Annotated in this window: 12 protein-coding genes and 1 pseudogene; 11 read left to right on the top strand and 2 right to left on the bottom strand. The window is 72.0% G+C overall.

What is annotated here, in order from left to right:
- The first annotated feature begins 56 nt into the window (after positions 1-56).
- The 4 genes from ACZ6ZT_RS16090 (at position 57) to ACZ6ZT_RS16075 (ending at position 4252) form a co-directional block, all read left to right on the top strand.
- Positions 57-770: an MBL fold metallo-hydrolase gene (locus ACZ6ZT_RS16090; protein WP_469719784.1), complete on the top strand. Its 714-nt coding sequence runs from the start codon at positions 57-59 to the stop codon at positions 768-770.
- A 10-nt stretch (positions 771-780) separates the two neighbouring features.
- The gene (gene hisS / locus ACZ6ZT_RS16085; protein WP_469719783.1) at positions 781-2043 is read left to right on the top strand and encodes a histidine--tRNA ligase; all 1263 of its coding nucleotides are present in this window, start codon (positions 781-783) and stop codon (positions 2041-2043) included.
- Between the two features lie 191 nt (positions 2044-2234).
- A complete protein-coding gene (locus tag ACZ6ZT_RS16080; RefSeq protein WP_469719782.1) occupies positions 2235-2849 on the top strand; it encodes a vitamin K epoxide reductase family protein in 615 nt (204 codons plus the stop codon).
- A gap of 50 nt (positions 2850-2899) precedes the next feature.
- Positions 2900-4252 (top strand): replication-associated recombination protein A, encoded by a 1353-nt coding sequence (locus tag ACZ6ZT_RS16075; protein ID WP_469719781.1) that lies wholly within the window; start codon positions 2900-2902, stop codon positions 4250-4252.
- A gap of 39 nt (positions 4253-4291) precedes the next feature.
- On the opposite strand, the pseudogene ACZ6ZT_RS16070 reads toward ACZ6ZT_RS16075, so the two are convergent.
- Positions 4292-5211, bottom strand: a pseudogene (locus tag ACZ6ZT_RS16070) (DUF2470 domain-containing protein).
- Between the two features lie 55 nt (positions 5212-5266).
- On the opposite strand from ACZ6ZT_RS16070, the gene rpsD reads away from it, so the two are divergent.
- Positions 5267-5878, top strand: a complete 612-nt coding sequence (rpsD, locus tag ACZ6ZT_RS16065; RefSeq protein ID WP_008740451.1) for a 30S ribosomal protein S4 — start codon at positions 5267-5269, stop codon at positions 5876-5878.
- Positions 5879-5895: 17 nt separating this feature from the next.
- On the opposite strand, the gene ACZ6ZT_RS16060 is transcribed toward rpsD, so the two are convergent.
- Positions 5896-8043: an ATP-binding protein gene (locus tag ACZ6ZT_RS16060; RefSeq protein WP_469719780.1), complete on the bottom strand. Its 2148-nt coding sequence runs from the start codon at positions 8041-8043 to the stop codon at positions 5896-5898.
- Between the two features lie 148 nt (positions 8044-8191).
- Between ACZ6ZT_RS16060 and ACZ6ZT_RS16055 the strand changes: the two genes are divergently transcribed.
- The 6 genes from ACZ6ZT_RS16055 (at position 8192) to ACZ6ZT_RS16030 (ending at position 14841) form a co-directional block, all read left to right on the top strand.
- Positions 8192-8620, top strand: coding sequence for a DUF948 domain-containing protein (locus tag ACZ6ZT_RS16055; RefSeq protein ID WP_469719779.1), 429 nt, complete (start codon positions 8192-8194; stop codon positions 8618-8620).
- 8 nt (positions 8621-8628) lie between these two features.
- The gene (locus tag ACZ6ZT_RS16050; RefSeq protein ID WP_469719778.1) at positions 8629-8970 is read left to right on the top strand and encodes a DUF6167 family protein; all 342 of its coding nucleotides are present in this window, start codon (positions 8629-8631) and stop codon (positions 8968-8970) included.
- The gene (gene alaS / locus ACZ6ZT_RS16045; protein WP_469719777.1) at positions 8970-11639 is read left to right on the top strand and encodes an alanine--tRNA ligase; all 2670 of its coding nucleotides are present in this window, start codon (positions 8970-8972) and stop codon (positions 11637-11639) included. The genes ACZ6ZT_RS16050 and alaS overlap by 1 nt, the downstream gene beginning before the upstream one ends.
- Before the next feature lie 2 nt (positions 11640-11641).
- Entirely contained in the window at positions 11642-12112 is a 471-nt protein-coding gene (ruvX, locus tag ACZ6ZT_RS16040) for a Holliday junction resolvase RuvX (protein WP_469719776.1), read from the top strand.
- Between the two features lie 126 nt (positions 12113-12238).
- A complete protein-coding gene (gene mltG, locus ACZ6ZT_RS16035) occupies positions 12239-14008 on the top strand; it encodes an endolytic transglycosylase MltG (protein WP_469719775.1) in 1770 nt (589 codons plus the stop codon).
- A gap of 5 nt (positions 14009-14013) precedes the next feature.
- Positions 14014-14841 carry a shikimate dehydrogenase gene (locus ACZ6ZT_RS16030; RefSeq protein ID WP_469719774.1) on the top strand — a complete coding sequence of 276 codons (828 nt, stop codon included), beginning with the start codon at positions 14014-14016 and terminating at the stop codon, positions 14839-14841.
- The last annotated feature ends 116 nt before the right edge of the window (positions 14842-14957 follow it).

The following is a 14957-nucleotide window of genomic DNA, read 5'->3' as shown; positions in this document are numbered from 1 at the left end:
CTGAGCAGCAGATTCCGATCCGCTGCCGCCCACCGGACGACGATTGAGGGACGAACGTGCTGATTGCCGGATTCCCCGCCGGGGCCTGGGGGACCAACTGCTACCTGGTCGCCCCCGCCGCCGGTGAGGAGTGCGTCATCATCGACCCGGGCCACCAGGCCACCCAGGGTGTCGAGGAGACGCTGAGGAAGCATCGGCTCAAGCCCGTCGCGGTCGTCCTCACCCACGGCCACATCGACCACGTGGCTTCGGTGGTCCCGGTCTGCGGAGCGCACGACGTACCGGCCTGGATCCACCCCGAGGACCGCTTCATGATGAGCGACCCGGAGAAGGCCCTCGGCCGCTCCATCGGGATGCCGCTGATGGGGGAGCTGACCGTCGGCGAGCCGGACGACGTCCGCGAGCTGAGCGACGGAAGCGTCCTGGAGCTGGCCGGGATGGAGTTCTCGGTGGCGCACGCGCCCGGTCATACCAAGGGGTCGGTGACCTTCCGGATGCCCGAGGCGGCCGACGTCCCGCCGGTCTTCTTCTCGGGCGACCTGCTGTTCGCCGGCTCCATCGGACGCACCGACCTGCCCGGCGGCTCCCACGCCGAGATGCTCCAGTCGCTGGCCCGCGTGTGCCTGCCGCTGGACGACTCGACGGTGGTGCTGTCCGGCCACGGTTCCCAGACCACCATCGGCCGCGAGCGCGCGACCAACCCGTACCTGCGGGAAGTCGCCGCCGGCCTGGGGGCGGACCCCGCCGCCGCCCCACGACGAGGAATGTGACGAGAGTTTCGTGAGTACCTTCCAGGCCCCCAAGGGCACGTACGACCTGCTGCCGCCCCGCTCCGCCACCTTCCTGGCGGTGCGCGAGGCGATCTCCGCCCCGCTGAGGAACTCCGGCTACGGGTACGTCGAGACCCCCGGCTTCGAGAACGTCGAGCTCTTCTCGCGCGGCGTCGGCGAGTCGACCGACATCGTCAGCAAGGAGATGTACACCCTCACCACCAAGGGCGGCGACCAGCTCGCACTGCGCCCCGAGGGCACCGCCTCCGTCCTGCGCGCCGCCCTCCAGGGCAACCTGCACAAGGCCGGCACGCTGCCCGTCAAGCTCTGGTACTCCGGTTCGTACTACCGCTACGAGCGGGCGCAGAAGGGCCGCTACCGCCACTTCTCGCAGGTCGGCGCGGAGGCGATCGGCGCCGAGGACCCGGCGCTGGACGCCGAGCTGATCATCCTGGCCGACCAGGCGTACCGCTCGCTGGGCCTGCGGAACTTCCGCATCCTGCTGAACTCGCTCGGCGACAAGGAGTGCCGTCCGGTCTACCGGGAGGCGCTCCAGGAGTTCCTGCGCGCGCTGGACCTGGACGCCGACACCGTCCGCCGGGCCGAGATCAACCCGCTGCGCGTCCTCGACGACAAGCGGCCCGAGGTACAGAAGCAGCTGGTCGGCGCCCCGATGCTGCGCGACTACCTGTGCGACCCCTGCAAGGCGTACCACGAGGAGGTCCGGGCGCTGGTCACCGCCGCCGGGGTCGCCTTCGAGGACGACGAGAAGCTGGTGCGCGGGCTCGACTACTACACCCGCACCACCTTCGAGTTCGTCCACGACGGCCTGGGCTCGCAGTCCGCGGTCGGCGGCGGCGGCCGTTACGACGGCCTCTCCGAGATGATCGGCGGACCGGCGCTGCCGTCGGTCGGCTGGGCGCTGGGCGTGGACCGCACGGTCCTCGCGCTGGAGGCCGAGGGCGTGGAACTGGCCCTCCCCGCCGCCACCTCCGTGTTCGCGGTGGCGCTGGGCGAGGAGGCCCGCCGGGTGCTGTTCGGCAAGGTCACCGAACTGCGCCGGGCCGGGATCGCGGCCGACTTCGCGTTCGGTGGAAAGGGACTCAAGGGCGCCATGAAGGACGCCAACCGCTCGGGCGCCCGGTTCGCCGTGGTCGCCGGTGAGCGCGACCTCGCCGAGGGCGTCGTCCAGCTCAAGGACATGGAGGCCGGCGAGCAGGTCCCGGTCGCCCTGGCCGATCTGATCGCCGAGGTCACGGCCCGTCTGGCCTGATCCGAAGCCGTCCGGAGGGCGGGGCGGGGGAGTCGGTCCCCCGCCCCGCCCTCCTCCGTTCCCGCGGCCGGATCCGCCTCCCGGGGCCCCCGGGGGGCGGCCGTCCTTATCTCCAACGAACGGTGCGCGCACAGGCCCGTACGGCACAATGGCCGGTGCTTGACGACCTTGGAGATGTGGAGCGGGCGGGTATGACGACAACCAGTGCCGGTGCGGACACCGCTGCGCGGACCTTCGGCGGCAGCCGGGCGCTGGCCCTGCTGCTCGTGATCACGGGGGCCGCGGGGCTGCTGGCCGCGTGGGTGATCACCATCGACAAGTTCAAACTGCTGGAGGACCCGAACTTCACGCCGGGCTGCAGCCTGAACCCGATCGTCTCCTGCGGCAACATCATGAAGAGCGACCAGGCGGCCGCCTTCGGCTTCCCGAACCCGATGCTGGGCCTGGTCGCCTACGGGATCGTGATCTGCGTCGGCATGAGCATCCTGGCCGGAGCCCGCTTCCGCGGCTGGTACTGGCTCACCCTGAACGCCGGCACCCTTTTCGGCGTCGGGTTCTGCGCCTGGCTGATGTACCAGTCGCTGTACAACATCAACTCACTGTGCCTGTGGTGCTGCCTGGCCTGGGTCGCCACCATCGTCATGTTCTGGTACGTGACCTCGCACAACATCCGCGAGGGCCTGCTGCCCGCCCCCGGCTGGCTGCGGAGCTTCTTCGACGAGTTCACCTGGGTGCTGCCCGTCCTGCACGTCGGGATCATCGGCATGCTGATCCTGACCCGCTGGTGGGACTTCTGGACCTCCTGAGCCAGCGCTGCCGGGGCCGCGCTGTCAGTGGCCTCGCATAGGCTTCCGGTGTGGAACCAGACCTCTTCACCGCCGCCGCCGAGGACCGCCAGGAGAAGGACCCCTCGACCTCCCCGCTCGCCGTCCGGATGCGCCCGCGCACCCTGGACGAGGTGGTCGGCCAGCAGCACCTGCTGAAGCCGGGCTCACCGCTGCGACGGCTGGTGGGGGAGGGCGCCGGGGGCCCGGCCGGGGCCTCGTCGGTGATCCTCTGGGGGCCGCCCGGCACCGGCAAGACCACCTTGGCGTACGTGGTCAGCCAGGCGACGCAGAAGCGGTTCGTCGAGCTGTCGGCGATCACGGCCGGGGTCAAGGAGGTCCGCGCGGTCATCGAGGGCGCCCGCCGCGCCGCCGGCGGGTACGGGAAGGAGACCGTCCTCTTCCTGGACGAGATCCACCGCTTCAGCAAGGCGCAGCAGGACTCCCTGCTGCCGGCCGTGGAGAACCGCTGGGTCACCCTGATCGCGGCGACCACGGAGAACCCGTACTTCTCGATCATCTCCCCCCTGCTCTCGCGCTCCCTGCTGCTCACGCTGGAGCCGCTGACGGACGAGGACCTCAGCGCGCTGCTGCGCCGCGCGCTCGCCGAGGAGCGGGGCCTCGGCGGGGCGGTGTCCCTGCCGGCCGACGCCGAGGCGCACCTGCTGCGGATCGCCGGGGGCGACGCGCGCCGCGCCCTGACCGCGCTGGAGGCGGGGGCCGGATCGGCCATCGCCAAGGGCGAGGAGGAGATCACCCTCCAGACGGTGGAGGAGGCCGTCGACCGGGCGGCGGTCAAGTACGACCGGGACGGCGACCAGCACTACGACGTGGCGAGCGCGCTGATCAAGTCGATCCGCGGCTCGGACGTGGACGCGGCGCTGCACTACCTGGCCCGGATGATCGAGGCGGGGGAGGACCCCCGGTTCATCGCGCGGCGCCTGATGATCTCCGCGAGCGAGGACATCGGCCTGGCCGACCCGACGGCCCTGCCGCTCGCGGTGGCGGCCGCGCAGGCGGTGGCGATGATCGGCTTCCCGGAGGCCGCGCTGACCCTGTCGCACGTGACGATCGCGCTGGCGCTGGCCCCCAAGTCGAACACCGCGACGACCGCGATCGGCGCCGCGCTGGCCGACGTACGGGCCGGGCTCGCGGGGAGCGTGCCGGCGCACCTGCGGGACGGGCACTACAAGGGCGCGGCGAAGCTGGGGCACGCGGTGGGGTACGTGTACCCGCACGACGTGCCGGGGGCGATCGCCGCGCAGCAGTACGCGCCGGACGAGATCCACGGCAAGCGGTACTACGAGCCGACGCGCTACGGGGCGGAGGCGCGGTACGCGGACGTGGTGGAGAAGGTGCGGGAGCGCCTGCGCGGCGGGTCCTGAGCCGCGGGTGTGCCGCCGGGGCCGCACGGGGGCGCGCCCTCAGCGGGCGGCGGCCGCGAAGAGGTGGTGCATCGCGCGGCGCAGGCCGCAGATGTCCGCGACCGGCTCCGGGAAGTCGAAGCGGGCGTCGAAGGAGGAGCGGTCGGCGTCGCTGAAGCGCACCCGCAGCCCGAGCCGGTCCAGGGCGAGCGGCACGGCTTTGAGGCCGGCGGCGGCCCGGGGGCCAGCAGTGCGCACAGGTCGGCGACGCGCTCGGCGTGCGCGGCGTGCAGGTGCTGGAGCAGCTCCGCCTCATGGCCGGCCAGGGGGTCCGGCTCGGCGCCGGCCAGCTCCCGCGGGTCCACGGGCTCGGCGCCCCAGAGGTCGTCCACCGCGATCTCGCCGACCTCCAGGCGGAGCATCATCCAGGCGGGGCGCACCGACCGGTGGCCGTCGCCGGGCGCCTGCGGGGCCTCGGACAGGCCCAGCAGCCCGCCCACCGGCCGCCGCTCGGCGAGCAGCGCGGCGCAGCCGGCCCGGTCGGCTCCGCGCACCGGCGTCAGCCACCCGGCGAGCCGGGCGCGGCCCCGTATACGATGGGGCACGGACACCGGCGCCACATCCGTGATCTCGATCACGGCGGTGAGGTCGTCGTCCTGGGCGTGAGCGGTTGCCCTGGCAGCCGCGGATTCCCCGGAAACCAGGAGAATCACGTCCCCGTCCGGGGTGACGGTCCGTGTGACCGGCGCCCCTTTCCCGAGCTCGTCGGGCTCGTGCGCGTCACGAGCACCCGGCAGGGTGAGGGATACTGAGGCGTTGGACTCTACGAGGGTTCGTACGCGTTCGGCTCCGGTGAGCTGCCGAACGCCTTCCCTGGGACGCGGCTGACCTTGCTTATCGTCGTCGAAAGCGGATTCCGTTTCGTTGGAACCCGAACTGCGACGCGCACTGGGCAGGGGGATCCCATGTGGTCGAGACATTACGTCCTCCTCGCTAAGGTAAGCCTCACCTAACTTACATGGAGGTAGGTTCCACGTGAACCAGAAGCGACCCAAGGTCAAGAAGTCGCGTGCCCTCGGCATTGCGCTGACCCCGAAGGCCGTCAAGTACTTCGAGGCCCGCCCCTACCCGCCGGGCGAGCACGGCCGTGGCCGCAAGCAGAACTCGGACTACAAGGTTCGTCTGCTGGAGAAGCAGCGTCTGCGCGCGCAGTACGACATCTCCGAGCGTCAGATGGCCCGCGCGTACGACCGCGCCAAGAAGGCCGAGGGCAAGACGGGCGAGGCGCTGGTCGTCGAGCTCGAGCGTCGCCTCGACGCCCTGGTCCTGCGTTCGGGCATCGCCCGCACCATCTACCAGGCCCGCCAGATGGTCGTTCACGGCCACATCGAGGTCAACGGTGACAAGGTCGACAAGCCGTCGTTCCGTGTCCGCCCGGACGACGTCATCACCGTGCGCGAGCGCAGCCGCGAGAAGGTTCCGTTCCAGGTTGCCCGTGAGGGTGGCTACGCAGGCGAGGGCGAGACCCCGCGCTACCTGCAGGTCAACCTGAAGGCCCTGGCCTTCCGCCTGGACCGCGACCCGAACCGCAAGGAAATCCCGGTCATCTGCGACGAGCAGCTCGTCGTCGAGTACTACGCCCGCTGATCCAGCGGACGTAGCCCTCACAGGCTGGTCCCGGCCCGCCGTCCCCTCCGGGGGGCGGCGGGCTTCCGCGTTTCCGTCCCCCGCGCCCCGCCCGTCTCCGTACGCAGGACCAGCGCGGCCGGCGTCAGCCGCCGGCCCTCGGCGGCGTGCGCCGCGTACCGCTCGGGGCCCAGCAGCTCGCCCGCCCGCTCCCGGCACAGCAGCCGGGGCGCGTTGAAGTACCCGGAGCCGAACAGGCGCAGCCCGACCCCCTCCCACATCGGCTCCGCCGCGCCCTGGAGCACCGCCGCCTCCGCCGGGGCGCCCTCCGCGACCGTGACCAGGGCCAGTAGCTCCACCGCCAGCACCAGCCCGACCAGGTCGCGGAAGGTGTGGTTGACGCCCACGCACTCGGTCAGCAGCCGCCGCGCGGCGCCCGTGTCCCCCGCGTCCAGGGCCGCGTACGCCAGCACGTAGAGCGCGTACGCCTTCGTCCAGAGCTCCCCGCGTTCCTCGCAGATGTCCCGGACCTCCTCGCACAGCGTGACCGCCCCCGCCAGGTTCCCCCGGAAGGCCAGCGCCATCGCCAGCTCCACCTGGCACATCAGCACGTTGCTGTTGAGCTCGCCCGTCTCGCGGTAGCGCTCCAGCGCGTCCCCGAGCAGCTCCCCGGCGCGCGCCATGTCGTCCGAGACCAGCGCGAGGCAGCCCAGCCGGTGCACCGCGTACGCCGCCGCCACCCGGTTCCCGGTCCGCTCCGCGCCGGCCCGGCACTCGTGCAGCGCGCCCGCCGCCGCCACCGGGTCGCCCTGCAGCGCGGCCACGTAGCCGAGCACCCACAGCGCCTTCAGGCGCGAACCCGCGTACTCCTCCTCCGCCGCCCCGCACTCCAGGGCGCGGTCGAGCCAGTGCCGTCCCTCGGTCAGCCGGCCGCAGCCCGCCCAGTAGAACCACAGGGTGCCCGCCAGGTACTGGCCCAGGTGCGCCTCCTCGGGCTCGTCCAGACAGCACTCCAGCGCGAGCCGCAGGTTCGCCAGCTCCACCTCCACCAGCGCGGCCACCTCCCGCTGGCGCGGGCTGAACCAGTCCAGCTCGCACCAGGTGGCCAGCCCCACGTACCAGTCCCGGTGCCGCCGCCGCAGCCGCCCGGCGTCCCCCAGCGACTCCAGCCAGCCCGCGCCGTAGACCCGTACGCTCTCCAGCATCCGGTAGCGCACCCCGGCCGGGGTCTCCTCCCGGGACAGCAGGGACTGCGCCAGCAGCTCCCCGACCAGGTCGAGCACCCGGTCCACCGGCAGGCCGGAGCCCGCGCAGACGTACTCGGCGGCGTCCAGGTCGAACCGCCCCGCGAACACCGACAGCCGCGCCCACAGCAGCCGCTCCTCGACGGTGCACAGCTCGTTGCTCCAGCCGATCGCCGTCCGCAGCGCCCGGTGCCGGGGCAACGCCCCGCGCGGCCCGCCCGTCAGCAGGGCGAAGCGGTCCTCCAGCCGGGCCAGCACCTGCTCCGGCGACAGCGTCCGCAGCCGGCCGGCCGCCAGTTCCAGAGCCAGCGGGATCCCGTCGAGCCGCGCGCACAGCTCCGTCAGCACCGGCCGGTTCGCCGCCGTCACCGCGAAGGCGGGATCCGCGGCCGCGGCGCGCGCGGCCAGCAGCTCCAGGGCCGGCTCCGGCTCCAGCGGGTCCAGCGGGAGGACCGACTCCCCGTCCACGCCGAGCGGGCGGCGGCCCGCCGCGAGCACCCGCAGGCCGGGGGAGCGCCGCAGCAGCTCCCGCACCAGCGCCGCCGTCTCCTCCACCAGATGCTCGAAACCGTCGAGGACCAGCAGCAGCCGCCGCGCGGCGAGGTGCCCGGCCAGCACGGTCCGGGGCGGCCGGGTGGTGTGGTCGGTCAGCCCGAGCGCCTCGGCCAGGGTGAACTCCAGCAGCGCGGGATCGCGTACGGAGGACAGTTCGGCCAGCCAGACGCCGTCGAAGTAGCGTTCCTGCGCCCCTTCGGCGGCGGCCCGGGCCGCCGCGAGGGCCAGCCGGGAGGTGCCCACACCGCCCACCCCGGTCACCGTCACCAGCCGGGAGGCGTCCAGGAGCCGCGCCAGTGCGGCCAGTTCGCCACCCCGCCCGACGAAGGCGCTCAGCTCCGAGGGAAGATTGCCGGACGTCCCCGGTCGCGGGGGTCTCTGTCGCATGGGACACGGAGGGTACTGCTCCGCACGCGCTCCGTACAAGGCGGGTGCGACGGGGCCCGGATTCCGGTACTGCGGCGGATCCCCGGCGCGATAGGGTCGGAGGACGACTTTTCTCCGTAGGTTTCGCGAATTCAGGGAGCGGTGCAACGTGTCCGGTGGAGAGGTGGCCGGGATCCTCGTGGCCGTCTTCTGGGCCATCCTGGTCTCCTTCCTCGCCGTGGTGCTGGTGAGGCTCGCCCAGGTGCTCAAAGCGACGACGAAGCTCGTCGCCGACGTGACCGAGCAGGCCGTCCCGCTCCTCGCGGACGCCTCGAACACCGTCCGCTCCGCGCGCACCCAGCTCGACCGGGTCGACGCCATCGCGAGCGACGTCCAGGAGGTCACCTCCAACGCCTCCGCCCTGTCCTCCACCGTGGCCTCCACCTTCGGCGGCCCGCTGGTCAAGGTCGCGGCCTTCGGCTACGGGGTCCGCAAGGCCCTGGGCAAGGCGGGGGACGTGCCGCAGAAGACATCCCGGCGCAGCGTGATCGTCGGCCGTACGGTGCCGGCCGCGCGGCGCCGGAAGCAGAAGGGCTGAGACCGCCGATGTTCCGCCGAGCCTTCTGGTTCACCGCAGGCGCCGCCGCCGGCGTGTGGGCCACCACCAAGGTCAACCGGCAGCTGAAGAAGCTGACGCCGGAGAGCCTCGCCGCCCAGGCCGCCGACAAGGCGGTGGAGGCGGGTCACCGCCTCAAGGACTTCGCCCTCGACGTCAAGGCGGGAATGACGCAGCGCGAGGACGAGCTGAACGATGCACTGGGGCTCCACCAGGACCCCGACCGGCCCGACAACGTCACCGCCCTTCCCGGGCCGCGGCGGACGCGGGCCATCCAGAACGACAAGAACACCCCTGTGAAGTTTTCGTACGACCGGAATGAGGACCACTGATGGAGTCGGCTGAAATCCGCCGCCGCTGGCTGAGCTTCTTCGAGGAGCGCGGGCACACCGTCGTCCCTTCGGCGTCGCTCATCGCGGACGACCCGACTCTGCTGCTGGTCAACGCGGGCATGGTCCCCTTCAAGCCGTACTTCCTCGGCGAGACCAAGCCCCCGGCCCCGCGGGCCACCAGCGTGCAGAAGTGCGTCCGTACCCCGGACATCGAAGAGGTCGGCAAGACCACCCGCCACGGCACGTTCTTCCAGATGTGCGGCAACTTCTCCTTCGGGGACTACTTCAAGGAAGGCGCCATCCAGTACGCCTGGGAGCTGCTCACCAGCTCCGTGGCGGACGGCGGCTACGGCCTGGAGCCCGAGAAGCTCTGGATCACCGTCTACCTCGACGACGACGAGGCCGAGACGATCTGGCGCGAGAAGATCGGCGTCCCCGCCGAGCGCATCCAGCGCCTGGGCAAGAAGGACAACTTCTGGTCCATGGGCGTCCCCGGCCCCTGCGGTCCCTGCTCGGAGATCAACTACGACCGCGGCCCCGAGTTCGGTGTCGAGGGCGGCCCGGCCGTCAACGACGAGCGCTACGTGGAGATCTGGAACCTGGTCTTCATGCAGTACGAGCGTGGCGCCGGCGACGGGAAGGAGGACTTCCCGATCCTCGGTGACCTCCCGTCCAAGAACATCGACACCGGTCTCGGCCTCGAACGCCTCGCGATGATCCTGCAGGGCGTGCAGAACATGTACGAGACCGACACCCTGCGCGTGGTCATGGACAAGGCCACCGAGCTGACCGGCGTGCGCTACGGCGCCGCGCACGGCACCGACGTGTCGATGCGCGTGGTCGCCGACCACATCCGCACCTCCGTCATGCTCATCGGCGACGGCGTCACCCCCGGCAACGAGGGCCGCGGCTATGTGCTGCGCCGCATCATGCGCCGCGCCATCCGCAACATGCGCCTCATGGGTGCCACCGGCCCGGTCGTCCGGGAGCTGGTCGACGTCGTGATCGACACGATGGGGCAGCAGTACCCGGAGCTGGTCACCGATCGCAAGCGGATCGAGACCGTCGCGCTCGCCGAAGAGGCCGCCTTCCTCAAGGCCGTCAAGGGCGGCACGAACATCCTCGACACCGCCGTCACCGAGACCAAGGCCGGCGGCGGCACGGTCCTCTCCGGCGACAAGGCGTTCCTGCTCCACGACACCTGGGGCTTCCCGATCGACCTCACCCTGGAGATGGCCGCCGAGCAGGGCCTCTCCGTGGACGAGCCCGGCTTCCGCCGCCTGATGCAGGAGCAGCGCGACCGGGCCAAGGCCGACGCCAAGGCCAAGAAGACCGGCCACGCGGACATGTCCGCCTACCGGGAGATCGCCGACGGCTCCGGCGCCACCGAGTTCACCGGTTACGCCACCACCCAGGGCGAGTCCACCCTCGTCGGCCTGCTGGTCAACGGCGTCTCCGCGCCCGCGGCCTCCGAGGGCGACGACGTCGAGGTCGTCCTGGACCGCACCCCCTTCTACGCCGAGGGCGGCGGCCAGCTCGCCGACCAGGGCCGGATCAAGCTCGACTCCGGCGCCGTCATCGTCGTCCGCGACGTGCAGCAGCCCGTCCCGGGCGTCTTCGTCCACAAGGGCTCCGTCCAGGTCGGCGAGGTGACGGTGGGCGCCTCCGCGTACGCCGCCATCGACGTGCACCGCCGCCGGGCCATCGCCCGCGCCCACTCGGCCACGCACCTGACCCACCAGGCCCTGCGCGACGCCCTCGGCCCGACGGCCGCCCAGGCCGGCTCGGAGAACTCCCCCGGGCGTTTCCGCTTCGACTTCGGCTCCCCGAACGCCGTCCCCGGCACGGTCCTCACCGACGTCGAGCAGAAGATCAACGACGTGCTCTCCCGCGAGCTCGACGTCACCGCCGAGGTCATGAGCATCGACGAGGCGAAGAAGCAGGGCGCCATCGCCGAGTTCGGCGAGAAGTACGGCGAGCGCGTGCGCGTCGTGACCATCGGCGACTTCTCCAAGGAGCTGTGCGGCGGCACCCACGTCGGCAACACCGCCCAGCTGGGCCTGGTGAAGCTGCTCGGCGAGTCCTCCATCGGCTCCGGCGTGCGCCGCGTCGAGGCCCTGGTGGGCGTGGACGCGTACAACTTCCTGGCCAAGGAGCACACGGTCGTCGCCCAGCTCCAGGAGCTGGTCAAGGGCCGTCCGGAAGAGCTGCCGGAGAAGATCGCCTCCATGCTCGGCAAGCTGAAGGACGCCGAGAAGGAGATCGAGAAGTTCCGCGCGGAGAAGGTCCTCCAGGCCGCCGCCGGTCTCGCCGAGAACGCGCAGGACATCCGCGGCGTCGCCCTCGTCGTGGGCCAGGTGCCGGACGGCACCGGCGCCGACGACCTGCGCAGGCTGGTCCTCGACGTCCGCGGCCGCATCCCGGGCGACCGCCCGGCCGTCGTGGCGCTCTTCACCACGGCGAACGACCGCCCGCTGACCGTCATCGCCACCAACGAGGCGGCCCGCGAGCGCGGCCTCAAGGCCGGCGACCTGGTCCGTACGGCCGCCAAGACCCTCGGCGGCGGCGGTGGCGGCAAGCCGGACGTGGCCCAGGGCGGCGGCCAGAACCCGGCCGCCATCCCCGAGGCCATCAGCGCCGTCGAACGCCTCGTCGTCGAGACGGCCTGACGATGACGCTGCGCCGCGGCCGAAGGCTGGCCATCGACGTCGGGGACGCCCGGATCGGGGTCGCCTCCTGCGACCCCGACGGGGTGCTCGCCACACCGGTGGAAACCGTCCCGGGCCGGGACATCCCGTTCGCCCACCGGCGGCTGCGGCAGCTCGTCGCGGAGTACGAGCCCCTCGAAGTCGTCGTCGGCCTCCCCCGCTCGCTCAGCGGGCGGGAGGGGCCGGCCGCGGCCAAGGTGCGCGTCTTCGCCAACGAACTCGCCAAGGGCATCAAGCCGGTGACGGTGCGCCTGGTGGACGAGCGGATGACCACGGTCACCGCGGCCCAGGGGCTGCGGGCGTCCGGCAGGAACGCCAAGAAGGGCCGCGCGGTCATCGACCAGGCGGCCGCCGTGGTGATCCTTCAGAACGCTCTTGAGACCGAACGGGTATCAGGTAATCCGCCCGGTGAGTGCGTCGAAGTGGTTGTCTGATCGCGATACGGTAACGTTCCGCGCGATGTGGCGGCATTCGAACAGCCGTCGCCCACCACTTCAGAGGCGGAACCGGGTGCCGCGGCAACGAAGCCGCTGCCTTCGTCTCGCGGCTCTAGGGGACCGATGACTGAGTATGGCCGGGGCCGCGCCCCCGAACCCTGGCACCCGGAGGACCCGCTCTACGGGGACCAGGGGTGGACCGGACAGGCGACCCAGCAGCAGCATCAGCAGGAGTCGCAGTACCAGGAGTCGCAGTACCAGGACCCGCAGTTCCAGGAGCCGCAGTTCCAGCAGTACCCGCAGCAGTACCCGGAACAGCAGCAGTACGAGCAGCAGCAGTACGTGCCGCAGGAGCAGCAGCCGCACCCGCAGCACCAGCAGTCCCAGCCCCAGCAGGTCTACGACGGCCAGGGCTGGGACACCGGGCAGGGGCAGCAGGTCCCGTACCAGGCCCAGGCCCAGGCCCAGGCCCAGGCCCAGGCGCAGGCCCATGCCCCGGCACACGCCCAGGTCCAGGCCCCGTACGAGGCCGGGCACGCGCCCGTGGACCCGTACGCCGACGCCGACCCCTACGCCCAGTCCGTCACCACGGGCTACCCGGGCGAGGCCCCCGACCTCTACGCCACCCCCGAGGCCTTCCCCCCGCCCCGGCCCCCCGGCCGGCGCCACCTCGACCCGGACCCGGCCGATGAGCCGCCGGCGGAGGAGCCGGAGGAGTCCCTCCTCGGCGACGCCGACGACGAGCCCCCCGGCCGCGGCGGCCGGCGCGCGGGTCGCGGCAAGGGCGGCAAGGGCGGCAAACCCAAGCGCAGCGGCGCGGCCTGCCTGGTCGCTGCCCTGGTCATCGTCGCCGTCGTCGGCGGTGGCGGCTACTACGGCTACTCGTACCTCAAGGAGCGCTTCGGCGCGACGGAGGACTTCGCGGGTTCCGGCTCGGAGGAGTCGGTCGACATCGAGATCCCCAGGGGCGCGGGCCTCGGCCAGATGGGCCGCATCCTCAAGGACGCCGGGATCGTCGCGAGCGCCCAGGCCTTCGTGGACGCCGCCAACGCCAACCCCAAGGGCAAGTCGATCCAGCCCGGCGTGTACACGCTGAAGAAGAAGATGTCGGGCGCCGCGGCCGTGGCCGTGATGATCGACCCCACCAAGCTGAACGTCATCACCGTCACCGAGGGCATGCGCAACACCAAGGTGTACGACGCGATCGACAAGAAGCTCGGCAAGCCGGCCGGCACCACCAAGGACATCGCGCAGCGCGAGGCCAGGAACCTGGGCCTGCCGGCCTGGGCGGGCAACGACCCCAAGCTGATCGACCCGCTCGAAGGCTTCCTCTACCCGACGCGCTACGACCTCGGCAAGGACAGCACCCCCGAGTCGCTGCTCAAGCAGATGGTCAAGAACGCGAACGCCAAGTACAGCGAGCTGGGCGTGGAGGCCAAGGCCAGGGAACTGGGCCTGGAGAACCCCCTCCAGGTGGTCACGGTCGCCAGCCTCGTCAACGCCGAGGGCAAGAACCACGACGACTTCCGCAAGATGGCGGAGGTGGTCTACAACCGCCTCAAGAAGAGCAACGACGTCACGAACCAGAAGCTCCAGTTCGACTCGACGTACAACTACGTCAAGAACCAGAGCGAGATCAACTTCAACCTGAAGGAAGCCCAGGCCTTCGACAACCCGTACAACACGCACTACGTCAAGGGACTGCCCCCGGGCCCCATCGGCAACCCCGGCCTGGAGGCGCTGACCGCTACGCTCAACCCGGACCACGGCGGATGGATGTTCTTCGTGTCGGTCGACGGCCAGACGACGACCTTCACCAAGACGTACGACGAGCACCTCAAGCTCGTCGCCGAGTTCCAGGACCGGCAGAAGCAGCACAAGAACGGCGGGTAGCAGTCATGTCAGGGATACGGGCCGCGGTGCTGGGTTCGCCCATCGAGCACTCCCTCTCACCGGTGCTGCACCGCGCCGCCCACCGGGAGCTCGGCCTCGACGACTGGTCCTACGACCGGTTCGAGATCGACGAGGCCGCGCTCCCCGGGTTCGTGGCGGGGCTCGGCCCCGAGTGGGCCGGGCTGTCCCTGACCATGCCGCTCAAGCGGGCGGTCATCCCGCTGCTCGACGCGGTCAGCGACACCGCCGCCTCCGTGGAGGCGGTCAACACGGTCGTCCTGACCCGGGACGGCCGCCGCCTCGGCGACAACACCGACATCCCCGGGATCCTCGCCGCGCTGCACGAGCGCGGCGTCGAGAAGGTCCCTGCCGCCGCGGTCCTCGGCGCCGGGGCCACCGCCTCCTCGGCGCTGGCCGCCCTCGGCCGGATCTGCACCGGCGAGGTCACCGCGTACGTACGCTCCGCCGCCCGCGCCGCCGAGATGCGCGAGTGGGGCGAGCGGCTCGGCGTGCCCGTCCGCACGGCCGACTGGTCACGGGCGGCCGAGGCGCTGACGGCGCCCCTGGTCGTCGCCACCACCCCGGCCGGGGCCACCGACGCCCTCGCCGCGGCCGTACCCGAGGCCCCGGGCACCCTCTTCGACGTCCTCTACGACCCCTGGCCGACCCCGCTGGCCGCCGCCTGGACCGGCCGCGGCGGGACCCTGCTGGGCGGCCTGGACCTGCTGGTCCACCAGGCCGTCCTCCAGGTCGAGCAGATGACCGGGACCCCCCGCGGCCCGCTCGCGGCCATGCGGGCCGCCGGCGAAGCGGCCCTGCGCGCCCGCCACTGAGCGGGGCCGCGCCCGGCCCGCGCGTAGGGAACGGATAGCCGTACGCGCCACAGTGGCTCCGCGGCCGTCGTCCGACTGCTGGACCGGGGCCGGTGCACCCGCCCGGACGTGGGAGG

This window comes from Streptomyces sp. NPDC102258, assembly GCF_055584685.1.
Note: the sequence above shows the minus strand (reverse complement) of the source record. Positions and strands in the feature narration are given on the sequence as shown.